This window comes from Geoanaerobacter pelophilus (genome assembly GCF_018476885.1).
Taxonomy (GTDB): domain Bacteria; phylum Desulfobacterota; class Desulfuromonadia; order Geobacterales; family DSM-12255; genus Geoanaerobacter; species Geoanaerobacter pelophilus.
The window spans coordinates 347,869-361,110 of sequence record NZ_JAHCVJ010000005.1 but is presented as its reverse complement, the minus strand read 5'-3'; the positions used below and the strand labels follow the sequence as shown (position 1 = coordinate 361,110).

Genomic DNA, 13,242 nt, shown 5'->3' with positions numbered 1-13,242 from the left:
AGCTCCCCCCATCAGTTTGATCTTCTCGGATTGACATCGGCAGTCGCTTTCACTATACTTACCCATCCTGCGAGACGGTTTTTTATCGCCGATCAAATGTTTCGACCGTGAAAGGGGGCACTAGGGATGAGCGTTCACCGAATCATTCGTCTTGTTCTGCTGGCCTTTGCCTTTGCAGCCCCTGCAGCGGCGACCCAATTCGACAGCAACAACTACGGTCGGCTGCAGGCCCAGGGCGAAAGCCTATCGTTGAGCCTCGTATCAGCCAAGCCCGCCAGCTCCTCCACCCAACTGGCGTCTCTCTCCCGCGAACAGCAGTTGCACCAGGCCCTTGAACTCCCACCATCGGAGATCTTCGTCCAGAACGAGCAGGAAATCGATTCTTCCGACTTTGAACTGGTGATCCCGGAAAAAGAGCTCCCGGAATCGGATATCCCGCTTACCCTGAACAACAAGGTCGAATTCTTTATCAATTACTTCCAGACCAGCGGCCGCAATGCCTTCAGCCGTTGGCTTTCCCGCTCGGAACGCTATATCCCGATGATGAAGGAAGTCCTGAAAAAGAATGGACTTCCCGAGGATCTTGTCTACCTGGCAATGATCGAGAGCGGCTTCTCGCCGCACGCCTATTCGGTAGCAGCAGCGGTCGGTCCCTGGCAGTTCATCTCTTCCACCGGCAAGCGTTACGCGCTGCGTATCGATCCATGGATCGACGAACGCCGCGATCCGCTCAAATCCTCCATTGCCGCCGCCCTGTATCTCAAGGAGCTTTACGACCTGTTCAACAAGGACTGGTACCTGGCAGCGGCCGGCTATAATGCCGGAGAGAACAAGATCCTCCGCGCCATCGACATGTACAACAGCCGCGATTTCTGGCAGCTGACCAGGGGTTCTTACCTCAAGCGCGAAACCAAGGATTATGTCCCCAAGCTGCTGGCAGCGGCAATAATCGCCAAGGACCCGTCCCGTTACGGCTTTGCCGACATCGCCTATCTCCCGCCGATAGAGTTCGATACCGTTGCGGTGCCGACCCGTACCGACCTTGAACTGGTGGCCCGCCTGATCGGGGTTCCCTACCAGTTCCTGAAGGAGTTGAACCCGGAACTACGGCGCTGGTGCACTCCTCCGGATTATCCCGGCTACGAGCTGAAGCTGCCCCTCGGCAAAAAAGCCCTGTTTGAGGCGGAATATGCCAAGGTGCCGGAAAATGAGCGGTTCACTGAAAAGATCGTCTATGTGCGCCATAAGATGACGCGCAAGGAGACCCTTGCGTCGGTTGCCAAACGCTTCAAAACCACAACGGAAAACCTGACCGAGCTCAACCATCTCACCAAGAAGAGCCGGCTGCGGGGCAAAGCGATCCTGGTTCCTGTAGTGGCGGAAAACGCACCGGCTGCTGCTCCGCCGGAAGAGCGCAAACCTGCGCTGGCCAAGTCCTTCAACAAGTATTACACCGTCAAGAAAGGGGACACCATCCGTTCCCTGGCCAAGCGGTTTAATGTGTCGGAGCGGATTCTCTCGGCATGGAACAACATCAAACACAAAGGCAAGGTTGCCTTGAAGCCGGGCCGCAAAATCATCATTGCCAAATATGTGGAAAAAAATGGGGAGATGGTTGTTGCCGGCGGTTAGCATCGGTAATGCGACTTCCATCACTTTTATACTGAACGGTAAATATTCAAGTTTCTGAAAGGGTTTATTGATGTACAACATTATTATCTCCTGCGCTGCTGCTATTCTGGTATTTGTCATTCTGAAATTTGCAGCCGGCCTGCACTGGTTTATTGCCATCTTTGTCGCTCTGTTGCTGTTTATGGCCCTGTTCTACTTCCTGTCGCGCTACATCATGAAGAAGGTCACCGAAATCATGGATTCGGCCACCAAGGATCTCCAGGGACAGCGGGTTGAAAAGGCGATCCGGGAACTGAAGGAAGGCTTTCGCTACGCAAAGTGGCAGATCTGGCTCGATGGCCAGCTCAACGCCCAGATCGGCAGCATCTATTACATGCGCCGCGACTTCTCCAATGCCTTTCCCTACCTGGAAAAAGCCTTCTTTAAAAACTGGGTCGCCATGGGGATGCTTGCCGTTACCTACATGAAGAGGAACAAGAACGACAAGATGCGCGCCACGTTTGACAAGGCAGTACAGGCATCCCCCAAAGAGCCGCTTCTCTGGAGTCTCTACGCTTATTGCCTCTGCGAAATCGGCGATAATGCGGGAGCCAAGGATATCCTGGAAAAGGGTCTGAAAAAGATTCCGGGCAATGAAGCCATGAAAGGGAACCTTTCGCTGCTGGAAGAAGGGAAAAAGATGAAAATGCGCCAGTTCGGCGACATGTGGTTCCAGTTTCACCTGGAGAGCGTCGGTGCCTTGCAAAAGCACCAGATGGCGGCAATGGGCGGAACCAAACGCAGAGTCATCAGGAAGTAACCATGGGCAGGCCTTTTGTCCCGGCCTGCTCCTGTGATCATGAACCGGGCCTGTGGGAGTTCCTCAGGCCCGGCTGAAAACACCATTATTCCCGAAAGGGGCTCTTCCATACGACTCGTTTTGCCTCTTCTCACTTTGCCGCGATTGCAGCCTGTCCCCAGAGGGCGACTGTACGGCACCCCAGCCTCGTGCTTTCCCTCATCCCACGTTTTGACTTTTGCCTGCCACCTGCTAATATTTTCTTAAACGGACGCTCGCATGGCTGATCTGCTTAAAACCATTTCAGTGCTGGTGCTGGTCTTAATCCTCCTTCGCAGGCGCATCTTCATCGGAACGGTCATGGGGATAGCCTCAACGCTGCTGGCGCTCCTCTATCTCACCCCTGTGTCCGTATTTCTGGGCTGCCTGTATCGGGCCATCCTCTCGCCCAATGCCGTAGAGATGACCGGGATGCTGCTATGCACGGTAATCATGGAAAATATCATGAGAAAGAGCGGCGCCATGGCGAGCATGGTTGAAAATGTCTCGGAACTGTTTCCGGACCGTCGCTATGTCATGGCAGCGATGCCGGCAACGATCGGATTGCTCCCTTCCATCGGCGGAGCGCTGTTTTCCGCCCCCTTGGTCGAGCAGGCGGCGCACGGGGCAGCACTTCGACCGGAGCAGAAGGCGTTCATCAACTACTGGTATCGCCATATCTGGGAGTATATCTCCCCGCTTTACCCCGGCATTATCCTGGTTGCCGGGATGACCGGTTTTTCCTTCCGGGATATTGCCCTTGCCAATCTTCCCTTTGCCGTGGCCGTCACCGTTCTCGGCATTCCGTTCTGTTTCCACAAGATCGCGGCGATCCGGGGCGAGGCGGGCGCCGCCGGCAGGGTTGTGGCCGGCACCAATTTCCTGAAGGCAGTTTCTCCGATCATGCTGGCCATGGGGTTGGTGGTCATCGCCGGGATTAATCCGCTGCTGGCCATGTCTGCTGCCGTGCTCGCCCTGTTGCTCTGGCACCGCTACTCTGCCGCCGCCATCCTGGAGACGTTAAGGGAAAGTGTTTCCCCCAAGGTCCTGCTGCTGGTGGCCGGAGTGCTCCTGTTCCGCGAGACCCTGGAGGCTACCGGCGCACTCAAGGGGGTCTCCGGCTATCTTGCGGCGAGCGGCATTTCGCTACTCCCGCTGATTATCCTGATACCGTTTCTGGCCGGCATCATGACCGGGCTCACGGTCGGCTTTGTCGGAATAACCTTTCCGTTTCTCCTGCCGCTGCTGGCTGCCAATGGCCAGTCCATGCCGGAACTGGTTGCCATAGCCTTCGGCAGCGGCTTTTGCGGGGTCATGCTGTCACCCCTGCACCTTTGCCTGGTGCTTTCCGGCGAGTATTTCAATGCCGATTTTGCCAGAGTCTATCGGCGATTGCTGATACCGTCCGCCCTGGTTCTGGCTCTCGGCCTACTTGTCAATTATCTATTATTCTAAGGAGGATTCACCATGAAGAACTGCAAAATAGCACTGTTTCTGGTCTTGACCCTGTCACTGGCAACGGCTGGTTGTGTCTCAAGCGGCAAATACCAGCTCAAGGAGCAGGAGGCGACCCAACTGGGGAGCGATCTGGCCGATCTGAAGCAAAAGCATGCCGCGCTCAACAAGGAAAACGATGCGCTGAAAGGTGAAGTCGCCAAGCTGAAGGGGAACGTCGCGGGTTTGGAGAAGGACAAGGCAAAGCTGACCCAGGACAACAAGGAGCTGAACGATCTGCTCAAGGCCAAGTCTGACACCCTTTCCAAGAATATCGCCGAACTGCGCCAGAAAATAGCTGACCTTGAGGCGGAGAACGGTCGCCTGAAACAGGAGATTGCCAACCTCCAAAAGGTCAAGGAGGATGAGGTCAAGAAGGTCAGCAAGACCCTGGAGGAGATGACCGACAAGATGAAGGAGCAGATTGCCAAAGGCGACCTGACGATCAGGGAACTGCGTGGCAAACTGACTGTAGATATGAAGGCAGCAGTACTGTTCGACCTGGGCAAGGCCGAAGTCAAGCCGGAAGGGATCGAGGTGCTCAACAAGATGGTCGATACCTTCAAGGGGTTGCAGGACAAATACATCCGGATCGAAGGGCATACCGACAACAACCCGATAACCGGCAACCTTGCCAAGACCTATCCCACCAACTGGGAGCTTTCTGCGGCCCGGGCGATCAATGTCACCCGCTACCTGCAGCAGCAGGGGGTAGATCCGAAGATCCTCTCTGCTGTTGGCTATGGCGAATACCGGCCGAAACCGGATGCAGACAATGCCACCAAAGAGGGGCAGGCCAGCAATCGCCGCATTGAGATCATCCTGGTAAACCGCGACGAAACTGCTGCGGCAACCTCTGCCCCCCAATAAAGGGGGCAGCCATGACAAAGGATCTGAAGCATAAAGGGAGCGGCGATAACAAAAAATTCGCGATTCGCCCATTTTCCGCCATCAAGGGGATAGCAGTCGAAAAGCCCGGCCCTGAGCCGAAACCGGTGGTAACTTCGGTGAACAAGCAGCAACCGGGCAACCAGGCCGAAGACGACCTGTTGTTCCTCACCGAGATGGCCGGGGTGACCAGGATTCATCGCCACGCCAAGGCGCAGCAACCGGCGGCCAGAGAAACCGCCCAGGGCAAACCGGTGGCGCCGGTTGAGCCGGACGAGAGCAGCCTGTTCCTTGAAGCACTCAAGGAGTTGAAGCTTGACGTCAGCTTTAGCGATAACGTCCCCGAGGATGACACCCCGGGGCCGGCCCGCAAAATTAGTCGCATGCGGCAGTTGCGCCGCGGCTCAATACGGTTGAATCTGGAGATCGACCTGCATGGCCTGACCCGCGACGAGGCTATCGACGCCCTTGCCTCTTTCATCCCGGCTGCTTGTAGGCGCGGCCAGCAGGCAGTGCTGGTGATAGCGGGCAAAGGGGCGCATTCGCCGGGCGAACCGGTGCTGCAAGGGGCTGTGAGCGATTGGCTTGCCACCAAAGGTGGCGAATGGGTGGCAGAGTTTGCTCTTGCCCCCGATACTCTGGGTGGCGAAGGCGCCTATGTGGTGTTTCTCAAGTCCGGAGGCAGGCAATAATTTCTCGGAATCACGAAGCTACAGGGGGATGGCATGGATAGACGGGATTTTTTGAAGACCGCCGGCATGGCAACGCTGGCATTGCAAGTGGCGCCGCAGGAATTACTGGCGGCCCCGGGGCCGCAAGTGGCAGTTGCCGAGGGGAAAGACTACGGTAAAACCACGCGCAATGCGGTCAATGCCTTGGGTGGCATGAAGCACTTTGTCAAGCCGGGCAATGTGGTGGTAATCAAGCCGAACATGGGCTGGGACCGTAACTCGGAACAGGGGGCCAACACCCATCCCCAGGTGGTCAAGGCGCTGGTCGAAGAGGCGCTGGCGGCAGGGGCGAAAAAGGTCAAGGTATTCGACCGGACCTGCAACGACGAGCGGCGCTGCTATGTCAACAGCGGCATCGAGGCGGCCCTGAAAGGGATGAAGAACGTCGAGCTCAAATACCTGGAGGAAGAGCGGTTCAAGAAAGTTGCCGTGAACGGCAAGGCGCTCAAGGAGTGGGAGCTATACGGCGAGGCCCTTTCGGCCGATGTCTATATCAACGTGCCAGTAGCCAAGCACCACGGCTTGTCGAAACTGACCCTCGGGCTCAAGAACATCATGGGGATCATGGGGGGCAACCGTGGCAGCATCCACAAAAATATCGATGTCGCCCTGGCCGATATCAATGCTGCCATGAAGGTGCATCTCACGGTGATCGATGCCACGCGGATCCTGACGGCCCACGGCCCGCAGGGAGGCGACCTGAAGGACGTGACGGTGCTGAACAAGGTCATTGCCTCCACCGACACCGTGGCCGCGGACGCCTATGCCACCACCCTGTTCGGCATGAAGCCCGAAGAGATCCCGGTCACCGTGGCAGCCTACAAACGCGGCCTCGGCGAGATGCGGCTCGACAAGATCAAGATACTTAAGGTGTGACCGGCTTATAATGTTTCAATTTCACAATGAGTCCCACAATACATCGAGAATTGGTTGGCTTCGAGCAGCCGTGCTTGGCGCTAATGACGGAACCATTTCGGTCGCAAGCCTGGTCGTCGGTATTGCTGCCTCTGGAGCTCCGAAGAATAGCATCTTGCTTACCGGAGTGGCCGGTCTTGTCGCAGGAGCAATGTCAATGGCGGCCGGCGAGTATGTCTCTGTTCAATCGCAGGCAGATACTGAACTAGCTGACATTGAAAGAGAAAAGCAAGAACTGGCGGATGACCCGGAGAACGAGCTCTCAGAATTGACTTCAATTTACGTGAGCCGAGGCCTTGACGAACCGTTAGCGCGACAAGTAGCAGAGAAGCTTATGTCTGATGATGCTCTTTTGGCCCACGCCCGCGATGAACTAGGCATTACGGAGACTCTACGGGCGCGCCCGGTTCAAGCAGCTTTCGCCTCTGCGATTTCATTCGTTATTGGTGCCATTGTCCCGATCATAACCGTGTTGCTTGCGCCTGCCGCCCTGGTTACTGAGATTTCCTCTGTGATTGCGCTGCTCACTTTAGCCGGTCTGGGGGCAACCGCTGCATATGCCGGTGGTGCTCCTGTGGCCAAGGGTGCAATTCGTGTTGCTTTCTGGGGAGCACTTGCAATGGGTCTAACCGCTGGGGTCGGCAAGTTCTTCGGCGCGGTTGTATAACTCATTGCAATACGGCCCAACAAGGTTAGTGACAGGGTAATCCGCACATCGCTCAGCGTTGTGCTTAAGTAAGCCATAAATAAAGCCATACAAAAATATGGTGACTCGGCACCCTCTAGCCCCTCCACTCCACTATCCGCTCATTCATGTCTCCTGAATTTATTCCTGAATAACTCGGAAGTTTCCAGAAAACCAGTGGCGGTTCAGTTGCTGCACCGTCAGGCGCAGCAGCCTTGCGCCGGTTTCCAGATAAATAATTTTTTTGCCAGCCTGCTGATCGTCCCATGGGGCGAGCGAGCTTTTTGCAGAATCTGCTTTCGGAGATAATGGCCCGCCGATGGTAGGGATAACCCCATCTTTCAATTTTCCACAAAGCCGCATATAAGTATAAAATTTCTAATAAGTCGGGGCGCGCGCCTGCATGATTCGTTTTATGAAAAATGAAGATTTGACCCTTGTAGGTTTTTGTTTAAATACTACGAGTTTTTCAAGGACCTGATATAGGGAAACTGTTCAATTACGAGTTATACAATGGAGAGAGAAGATATGAAAGCCATAGTGAGAATGATTAATCCGAAGAGAGGCATGTACGCAGCAGAAATCGAAGAAATGGGCGAATTCGTGATCTTCGAATTACTGGATTCTTCTGAGCCAGAAGTCGGGGACGTTCTAAGTCATCACGATTTCTACAGCATGGGCGGCGAATCCTTCAAGAACTTGACCCAACATTGCGACATCGATGTGTTTGTTGAAAACGTGTGTGGGGCAAATCTAGTTCGCCAACAACTTCTATTCTAACGGTCAGGAAACATCACTGGAGGAGATCATGTCTCACGATTTGATGACAAAATGTGAGCAGAAACGACTATTCAAGATTAATGATGAAAAAATCTGGAAATGGGTGGAGGTCGAAGTTTCTGCATTAACTAGCGGAGAACATAATAATATTAGGTGTGTCCATTGTCATGGCCGCGTCAGAGTTCATAAACAAAATGTAGAGCATGGCCCAAAAGATCATGTCGAACATCGAGTAAAGCGAGATTCAGAGTATTGCATAGGGGGGCACTATTTCAAGGGCGAGCACAAAATGTCTCCGGACCCAGTGAATTAGCTCCACCGCTGTAGATGCATAACCAGGCGGCGGCACACAGGCGCTGACGCGCTGGTGCGCCCCCACGCGTTGGACAACGAAAAGAAAGATACCCATGAAAAGATTGATTCTTATCGCCTGTATGCTCCAAATTATCGTCCCAGGTGCTTTTGCCGCTTCTGCCAAAGAAGAGGCACGAATCGTTGCCCTCGTGACAAAAGCATTCAAAAACAAAGATGCAACAGTCTTATCCGACTTATACTGCTGGGAAGGCGTTACCAAAGAGGAGCACGACGAAACCTTGAAAAGGGATAAAGAGCTCGTAAAGAGTGGCCAAGTTGAAAAAGTATCAATCATCAAGGCAACCAAAGAAGATAATGAAGGCTATGTTCATAACAGCGTGAAGTACGGGCCAAACCTTAAGATTATCAGCAATGTAGAAATAAAAATGATTACCACAAAAAAAGACGAAAGCACATGGTCCTTCCCGCTTGGAGAAAAGAGTGGCAAATTATATATCGTCCTTCCGAAGCGGGTGAAATAGAGCCCAACTACGCGCGGCAGACGGTCGGCTTACGCCGCCGCTGTGCTCTCTGGCGTTGGTATCTTGCCTGGAGGAAGTCACTGCGGTCGTCACGAACTAAGATAAACAATTCGATGTTTTTGTGTAAGGCGCCTTGACCATGGGCCAGGCACAATCGACAATTCAGCGCGATTCTTTATAGACCTTGAAATCAGGAAATTGTCGTGGCGATTTTACGCTGCACGGGAAAAGGGTTGAACTTGACGTACTTTCTGCATCAGTGCTTTTTCGGCAGTTTTGAGGTCGTAGCTAGTCTGTAAATTCATCCAGTATGTAGGCGTTTGGCCAAACACCTTGCCAAACAGCAGTGCCAACTCTGCAGTAACTGGACGTGTACCTTTGATGACATGCGATACCCGCATCGGCGAAACGCCGATCGCTTGAGCGAAGGCATTCTGAGAGATATTAAGCTCATCAAGTATTTCTTTCAGGAACACCCCGGGATGTATCGGAGGAAGCCCGTTTGTAATCGCCATGGATTTTCTCCTTAATGGTAATCGGTTATTTCTACTGCCGTTGCTTCGCCGTTGGCGAATGAAAAACAGATGCGCCACTGATCGTTTATTCTGATGCTCCACTGCCCTGGCCGATTGCCGGACAGAGCTTCAAGACGGTTCGATGGCGGCATAAGCAAATCCGAAACTTCGCGTGCACTGTCCAACTGCGCCAGCCGCATGATCGCACGAACAATAATTTCCGGAGGGAGCTTTTTAGACTTTCCCGTTGCAAAGAGCTTTTCAGTTTCTTTGTTTGCAAACGATACAATCATGGGTCAACGATAAACAATTTGTTTACATGAGTCAAGGCCGGAAGTACAAAAACCGAGGATCCAACTAAGTGCAACACCGGCTCATGCCGGAGCTCTATCACAATCGAACAGGTTTGGCGGGATAATCGGGATTCCTGCCGGGAGAGAGGGAAGCAGCGGTGAACGCTCCGGCTGCACCGATTCATTCAAGCGATCTGTTGCCACGCTGCCGGTGGTGGGCTATACTCGCCCCAATCGTATTTCAGAACCGGTAAGGCATCCGATCATGAACCGTTCGCTCAAGACCATCCTCGATAACCTGTACGAAGCCCGCTCGCAGGCCCATCTCAACAACGACCCGCTTTCGTTCTGCCACCGCTACCAAGATCCTAAGGATCAGGAGGTAGCCGGCCTCATCGCCGCATCATTCGCCTATGGCAACGTCAAGATCATCCTGAGAAACCTGGAGCGCATCTTCTCGGCAATCGGGCCGGAGCCGCGCCGCTTCGTGGAAAGATTCGAACCTCGCTCCGGACTCGCACTCTTCAGCGGTTTCAAGCACCGATTCAATGACAGCCGCGACCTGTGCGCCCTGCTGTTGGCTGTCCGGCAAATGCTTACCGAGGCCGACACCATCGAGTCGTTCTTCCTCAAAGGATTTGCTCCTGACACTGCCGGGATTGCCCAAGGGATGGAAGCCTTCGCCGCCAGGATCCTGGCCATGGATTATGCCCCGGTGTTCGGAACTGGCGGTATCCCCAAGGATTCGTATTTCCCGTTTTTTTTCCCCTCACCTGCCGGAGGGAGCGCCTGCAAGCGGCTCTGCATGTACCTGCGCTGGATGGTGCGCCCGGCTGACGGCATCGATTTGGGTATCTGGCAGGGGTTGTCACCGGCACAGCTTATCATCCCGGTGGATGCCCATATCCACAGGATCGGTCGATATCTCGGGTTCACCCAACGCAGGCAGGCAGACTGGAAGGCCGCCCAGGAGATAACCGCCGCACTGGCGTTACTCGACCCACAGGACCCGGTTAAATACGATTTTTCCATCTGCCACCTGGGAATATCCGAGGGATGCGGCAAGAGCGGCAGAAACGCCTGCCTGAGCTGCGACATTGCCGGGATCTGCAGCGGCATTACTAAAAACTAACTTGCTTTTTTCGGCAGTTAGTGTCATAAAGTAACGTTTTTAGACGGGCAACAAAGCCCGTCTCTTTTTTTTGCCAAAGCACCAGAATTGAAAGAAACAGGGATTTCCCAGGAGAAAGAGTAATGCAAGAGCTAATCCGCAACATCGCCATCATCGCCCACGTAGACCACGGCAAAACCACCCTGGTTGACGCCATGCTGAAGCATGCCGGGGTTTTCCGGGAAAACGAGGCGATCACCGAACGGGTCATGGATTCCAATGACCTGGAAAAAGAGCGGGGGATCACCATCCTCTCCAAGAACCTGTCGGTGCATCATGGCCGTTACAAGATCAATATCGTCGACACTCCAGGTCACGCCGACTTCGGCGGCGAGGTGGAGCGGGTCCTGACCATGGTCGATTCAGTGTTGTTGCTGGTGGACGCCCTGGACGGCCCGATGCCCCAGACCCGCTTCGTGCTGAAAAAGTCCCTCGACCTGGGGCTGAAGCCGATCGTAGTTATCAACAAGATCGACCGTCCCGGCGCCCGAGCGGACGAGGTGGTGGACATGGTGTTCGACCTGTTCTGCGAACTGAACGCCAATGACGAGCAGCTCGACTTCCCGATCGTCTACACCAGCGCCAAGATGGGCTATGCCAAACTGGACATGACCTCAGAATCCACCAGCATGGAGCCGCTTTTTGCCGTGGTCGAGAGTAATGTTCACCCGCCAAAGGGTGATGCCAAGGCACCGTTCCAGCTGCTGGTGACCAACATCGACTACAACGACTACATCGGTCGGATCGCCACCGGCAAGATCTATAGCGGCAAGGTCAAGACCGGCGAAACCCTGGCCCTGATCAAACAGAACGGCGCCATCAGCAAAGGTCGGATCAGCAAGCTGCTCGGCTACGAAGGGCTGAAGCAGGTGGAGATCCCCGAGGCCGTGACCGGCGACATCGTCACTATTGCCGGATTTGACGATGTCGGTATCGGCGAGACCCTGGCCAGTGCGGAAGCGCCCGAGGCACTCCCCTACGTCGCCATTGACGAGCCGACCATCAGCATGAACTTCATCGTCAACAACTCTCCGTTTGCCGGTCGCGAGGGGAAAATGGTCACCTCCCGCAACATCCGCGAGCGTCTCGACAAGGAGCTGCGTACCAATGTCTCCCTGCGGGTCGAAGATACCGACAACGCCGATACCTTCAAGGTTTCTGGCCGCGGCGAACTGCACCTCTCGATCCTGATCGAGAATATGCGCCGTGAAGGGTTTGAAATGGCGGTCTCCAAGCCGGAGGTTATTTTCCGCGAGGTAAACGGCAAGAAACTGGAGCCGATGGAATACCTGGTGGTGGACGTGCCGAGTGAGTTCCAGGGGGCGATCATCGAGAAGATGGGGCCGCGCAAGGGGGAGATGACCTCCATGCAGCCGATGGGCGAGTTCATCCGCCTGGAATTTGTCATCCCGGCTCGCGGCCTGATCGGCCTGCGCAGCGAGGTGCTCACCGATACCCGCGGTACTGCCGTTATGACTCACACCTTCCACGATTACGCCCCGTACAAGGGCGAGATCCCCGGCAGGAAAAACGGTGTGCTCATCGCCATGGAGAACGGCGAGACTACCGGCTACTCGCTGGACGGACTCCAACCACGGGGGATTCTGTTCCTCGGCCCCGGCATCGAGGTCTACGGTGGTATGATCATCGGCCAGCACGCCAAAGACAATGACCTGGACGTGAACCCGTGCAAAGGGAAGAAGCTGACCAACGTCCGTGCCTCGGGCTCCGATGACGCCTTAAAGCTGGCACCGCCGCGCATCCTGACCCTGGAGCAGGCGCTGGAGTTCATAGACGACGATGAGCTGGTAGAGGTAACGCCGAAGTCGATCCGGCTGCGCAAGAAAGAGCTGGAACCGACCAAGAGGAAGCGCAAAAACTAGACCTCCTCGCATACGGAGTGAATAAAAAAGACCGCATCTTATGAACAAGATGCGGTCTTTTGCGTTTGAGCCTGAACCGGGGAATTACATCTTATGTTCGCCGTGGCCTTTAACATTCTGCGGAGGAGTCGGCTGCGCATGCTCGGTTTGAGCCATTTTCAGCGCCTCGTCATAGGTGGCGATCTTGCCGCCATTTTCCTTCACAAAGCTATCAGCCGCCTGTTTTTTGGCAAATGCCCACTTGGCAACCTTGGTCATGACCCCTTTCTTGTTGCCGCCGATGACCCAGGTGGCACTTTTCGCATCAATCAGACCCTTGGTATCATAGTCAGCCACCTGAACCGACTTGAGTTTCTTCCCCTTGGCGCCGTTCAGATCGGTAACAACGCAGTTGATGCTGCAGGTGCCGGCGCTGCTGCCATCGCCATAGGCCACCAGCATCCTGCTGTGACTGAACTTGGTCCGGTTCATGCCGCAATGCTTGCAGTCATCCGGAGCTTCAACCTTGTCAGCAGCGATCCCGGCAGAACATAACGCAAAGAACAGCAGAGCTCCCATCCATAATTTTTTCATCACTCATCCTCCTCTGATTGTGTAATCGG

The 13,242-nt window shown here is 54.6% G+C and carries 16 protein-coding genes; 12 read left to right on the top strand and 4 right to left on the bottom strand.

All coding sequences use genetic code 11. The features are described from left to right. The first annotated feature begins 126 nt into the window (after positions 1 to 126). The 7 genes from KI809_RS13940 to KI809_RS13910 all read left to right on the top strand — a co-directional run bounded on the left by KI809_RS13940 (position 127) and on the right by KI809_RS13910 (position 7,144). Positions 127 to 1,632 carry a lytic transglycosylase domain-containing protein gene (locus KI809_RS13940; protein WP_214172174.1) on the top strand — a complete coding sequence of 502 codons (1,506 nt, stop codon included), beginning with the start codon at positions 127 to 129 and terminating at the stop codon, positions 1,630 to 1,632. A 70-nt stretch (positions 1,633 to 1,702) separates the two neighbouring features. Further along, the gene (locus tag KI809_RS13935) at positions 1,703 to 2,431 is read left to right on the top strand and encodes a tetratricopeptide repeat protein (protein WP_214172173.1); all 729 of its coding nucleotides are present in this window, start codon (positions 1,703 to 1,705) and stop codon (positions 2,429 to 2,431) included. Positions 2,432 to 2,689: 258 nt separating this feature from the next. After that, on the top strand, positions 2,690 to 3,904 hold the full coding sequence (locus KI809_RS13930; protein WP_214172172.1) for a DUF401 family protein: 1,215 nt from the start codon (positions 2,690 to 2,692) through the stop codon (positions 3,902 to 3,904). 12 nt (positions 3,905 to 3,916) lie between these two features. Then, entirely contained in the window at positions 3,917 to 4,813 is an 897-nt protein-coding gene (locus KI809_RS13925; protein ID WP_214172171.1) for an OmpA/MotB family protein, read from the top strand. 11 nt (positions 4,814 to 4,824) lie between these two features. Next, a complete protein-coding gene (locus KI809_RS13920; protein ID WP_246559413.1) occupies positions 4,825 to 5,523 on the top strand; it encodes a Smr/MutS family protein in 699 nt (232 codons plus the stop codon). 33 nt (positions 5,524 to 5,556) lie between these two features. Continuing rightward, positions 5,557 to 6,438, top strand: coding sequence for a DUF362 domain-containing protein (locus KI809_RS13915; protein ID WP_214172170.1), 882 nt, complete (start codon positions 5,557 to 5,559; stop codon positions 6,436 to 6,438). Positions 6,439 to 6,508: 70 nt separating this feature from the next. Beyond that, a complete protein-coding gene (locus KI809_RS13910) occupies positions 6,509 to 7,144 on the top strand; it encodes a VIT1/CCC1 transporter family protein (RefSeq protein WP_337833319.1) in 636 nt (211 codons plus the stop codon). 159 nt (positions 7,145 to 7,303) lie between these two features. Here KI809_RS13910 and KI809_RS13905 read toward each other — a convergent pair whose 3' ends face one another. Next, a complete protein-coding gene (locus tag KI809_RS13905; RefSeq protein WP_214172168.1) occupies positions 7,304 to 7,507 on the bottom strand; it encodes a hypothetical protein in 204 nt (67 codons plus the stop codon). A 183-nt stretch (positions 7,508 to 7,690) separates the two neighbouring features. On the opposite strand from KI809_RS13905, the gene KI809_RS13900 reads away from it, so the two are divergent. The 3 genes from KI809_RS13900 to KI809_RS13895 all read left to right on the top strand — a co-directional run bounded on the left by KI809_RS13900 (position 7,691) and on the right by KI809_RS13895 (position 8,778). Continuing rightward, the gene (locus tag KI809_RS13900) at positions 7,691 to 7,942 is read left to right on the top strand and encodes a hypothetical protein (RefSeq protein ID WP_214172167.1); all 252 of its coding nucleotides are present in this window, start codon (positions 7,691 to 7,693) and stop codon (positions 7,940 to 7,942) included. A 28-nt stretch (positions 7,943 to 7,970) separates the two neighbouring features. Then, the gene (locus KI809_RS21060) at positions 7,971 to 8,255 is read left to right on the top strand and encodes a hypothetical protein (protein WP_492207407.1); all 285 of its coding nucleotides are present in this window, start codon (positions 7,971 to 7,973) and stop codon (positions 8,253 to 8,255) included. A gap of 94 nt (positions 8,256 to 8,349) precedes the next feature. Beyond that, the gene (locus KI809_RS13895) at positions 8,350 to 8,778 is read left to right on the top strand and encodes a hypothetical protein (RefSeq protein WP_214172166.1); all 429 of its coding nucleotides are present in this window, start codon (positions 8,350 to 8,352) and stop codon (positions 8,776 to 8,778) included. Positions 8,779 to 8,990: 212 nt separating this feature from the next. Here the strand turns inward: KI809_RS13895 and KI809_RS13885 are convergent, their stop codons facing one another. Both KI809_RS13885 and KI809_RS13880 read right to left on the bottom strand, forming a co-directional pair. Then, a complete protein-coding gene (locus KI809_RS13885) occupies positions 8,991 to 9,293 on the bottom strand; it encodes a HigA family addiction module antitoxin (protein WP_214172165.1) in 303 nt (100 codons plus the stop codon). An 11-nt stretch (positions 9,294 to 9,304) separates the two neighbouring features. Beyond that, positions 9,305 to 9,586 (bottom strand): type II toxin-antitoxin system RelE/ParE family toxin, encoded by a 282-nt coding sequence (locus KI809_RS13880; RefSeq protein ID WP_214172164.1) that lies wholly within the window; start codon positions 9,584 to 9,586, stop codon positions 9,305 to 9,307. 265 nt (positions 9,587 to 9,851) lie between these two features. Here KI809_RS13880 and KI809_RS13875 point away from each other — a divergent pair, with 265 nt between their 5' ends. Both KI809_RS13875 and typA read left to right on the top strand, forming a co-directional pair. Then, positions 9,852 to 10,718 (top strand): TIGR02757 family protein, encoded by an 867-nt coding sequence (locus KI809_RS13875; protein ID WP_214172163.1) that lies wholly within the window; start codon positions 9,852 to 9,854, stop codon positions 10,716 to 10,718. Positions 10,719 to 10,840: 122 nt separating this feature from the next. Further along, positions 10,841 to 12,640, top strand: a complete 1,800-nt coding sequence (gene typA, locus KI809_RS13870; protein ID WP_214172162.1) for a translational GTPase TypA — start codon at positions 10,841 to 10,843, stop codon at positions 12,638 to 12,640. Between the two features lie 84 nt (positions 12,641 to 12,724). On the opposite strand, the gene KI809_RS13865 is transcribed toward typA, so the two are convergent. After that, entirely contained in the window at positions 12,725 to 13,213 is a 489-nt protein-coding gene (locus tag KI809_RS13865; protein WP_214172161.1) for a nitrous oxide reductase accessory protein NosL, read from the bottom strand. Positions 13,214 to 13,242: the final 29 nt, after the last annotated feature.

Excerpts from the sequence above, each read along its gene's own strand:
- KI809_RS13940 (WP_214172174.1), top strand. The coding sequence starts at position 127 with ATGAGCGTTCACCGAATCATTCGTCTTGTTCTGCTGGCCTTTGCCTTT.
- KI809_RS13935 (WP_214172173.1), top strand. The coding sequence starts at position 1,703 with ATGTACAACATTATTATCTCCTGCGCTGCTGCTATTCTGGTATTTGTC.
- KI809_RS13930 (WP_214172172.1), top strand. The coding sequence starts at position 2,690 with ATGGCTGATCTGCTTAAAACCATTTCAGTGCTGGTGCTGGTCTTAATC.
- KI809_RS13925 (WP_214172171.1), top strand. The coding sequence starts at position 3,917 with ATGAAGAACTGCAAAATAGCACTGTTTCTGGTCTTGACCCTGTCACTG.
- KI809_RS13920 (WP_246559413.1), top strand. The coding sequence starts at position 4,825 with ATGACAAAGGATCTGAAGCATAAAGGGAGCGGCGATAACAAAAAATTC.
- KI809_RS13915 (WP_214172170.1), top strand. The coding sequence starts at position 5,557 with ATGGATAGACGGGATTTTTTGAAGACCGCCGGCATGGCAACGCTGGCA.
- KI809_RS13900 (WP_214172167.1), top strand. The coding sequence starts at position 7,691 with ATGAAAGCCATAGTGAGAATGATTAATCCGAAGAGAGGCATGTACGCA.
- KI809_RS21060 (WP_492207407.1), top strand. The coding sequence starts at position 7,971 with ATGTCTCACGATTTGATGACAAAATGTGAGCAGAAACGACTATTCAAG.
- KI809_RS13895 (WP_214172166.1), top strand. The coding sequence starts at position 8,350 with ATGAAAAGATTGATTCTTATCGCCTGTATGCTCCAAATTATCGTCCCA.
- KI809_RS13885 (WP_214172165.1), bottom strand. The coding sequence starts at position 9,293 with ATGGCGATTACAAACGGGCTTCCTCCGATACATCCCGGGGTGTTCCTG.
- KI809_RS13880 (WP_214172164.1), bottom strand. The coding sequence starts at position 9,586 with ATGATTGTATCGTTTGCAAACAAAGAAACTGAAAAGCTCTTTGCAACG.
- KI809_RS13875 (WP_214172163.1), top strand. The coding sequence starts at position 9,852 with ATGAACCGTTCGCTCAAGACCATCCTCGATAACCTGTACGAAGCCCGC.
- typA (WP_214172162.1), top strand. The coding sequence starts at position 10,841 with ATGCAAGAGCTAATCCGCAACATCGCCATCATCGCCCACGTAGACCAC.
- KI809_RS13865 (WP_214172161.1), bottom strand. The coding sequence starts at position 13,213 with ATGAAAAAATTATGGATGGGAGCTCTGCTGTTCTTTGCGTTATGTTCT.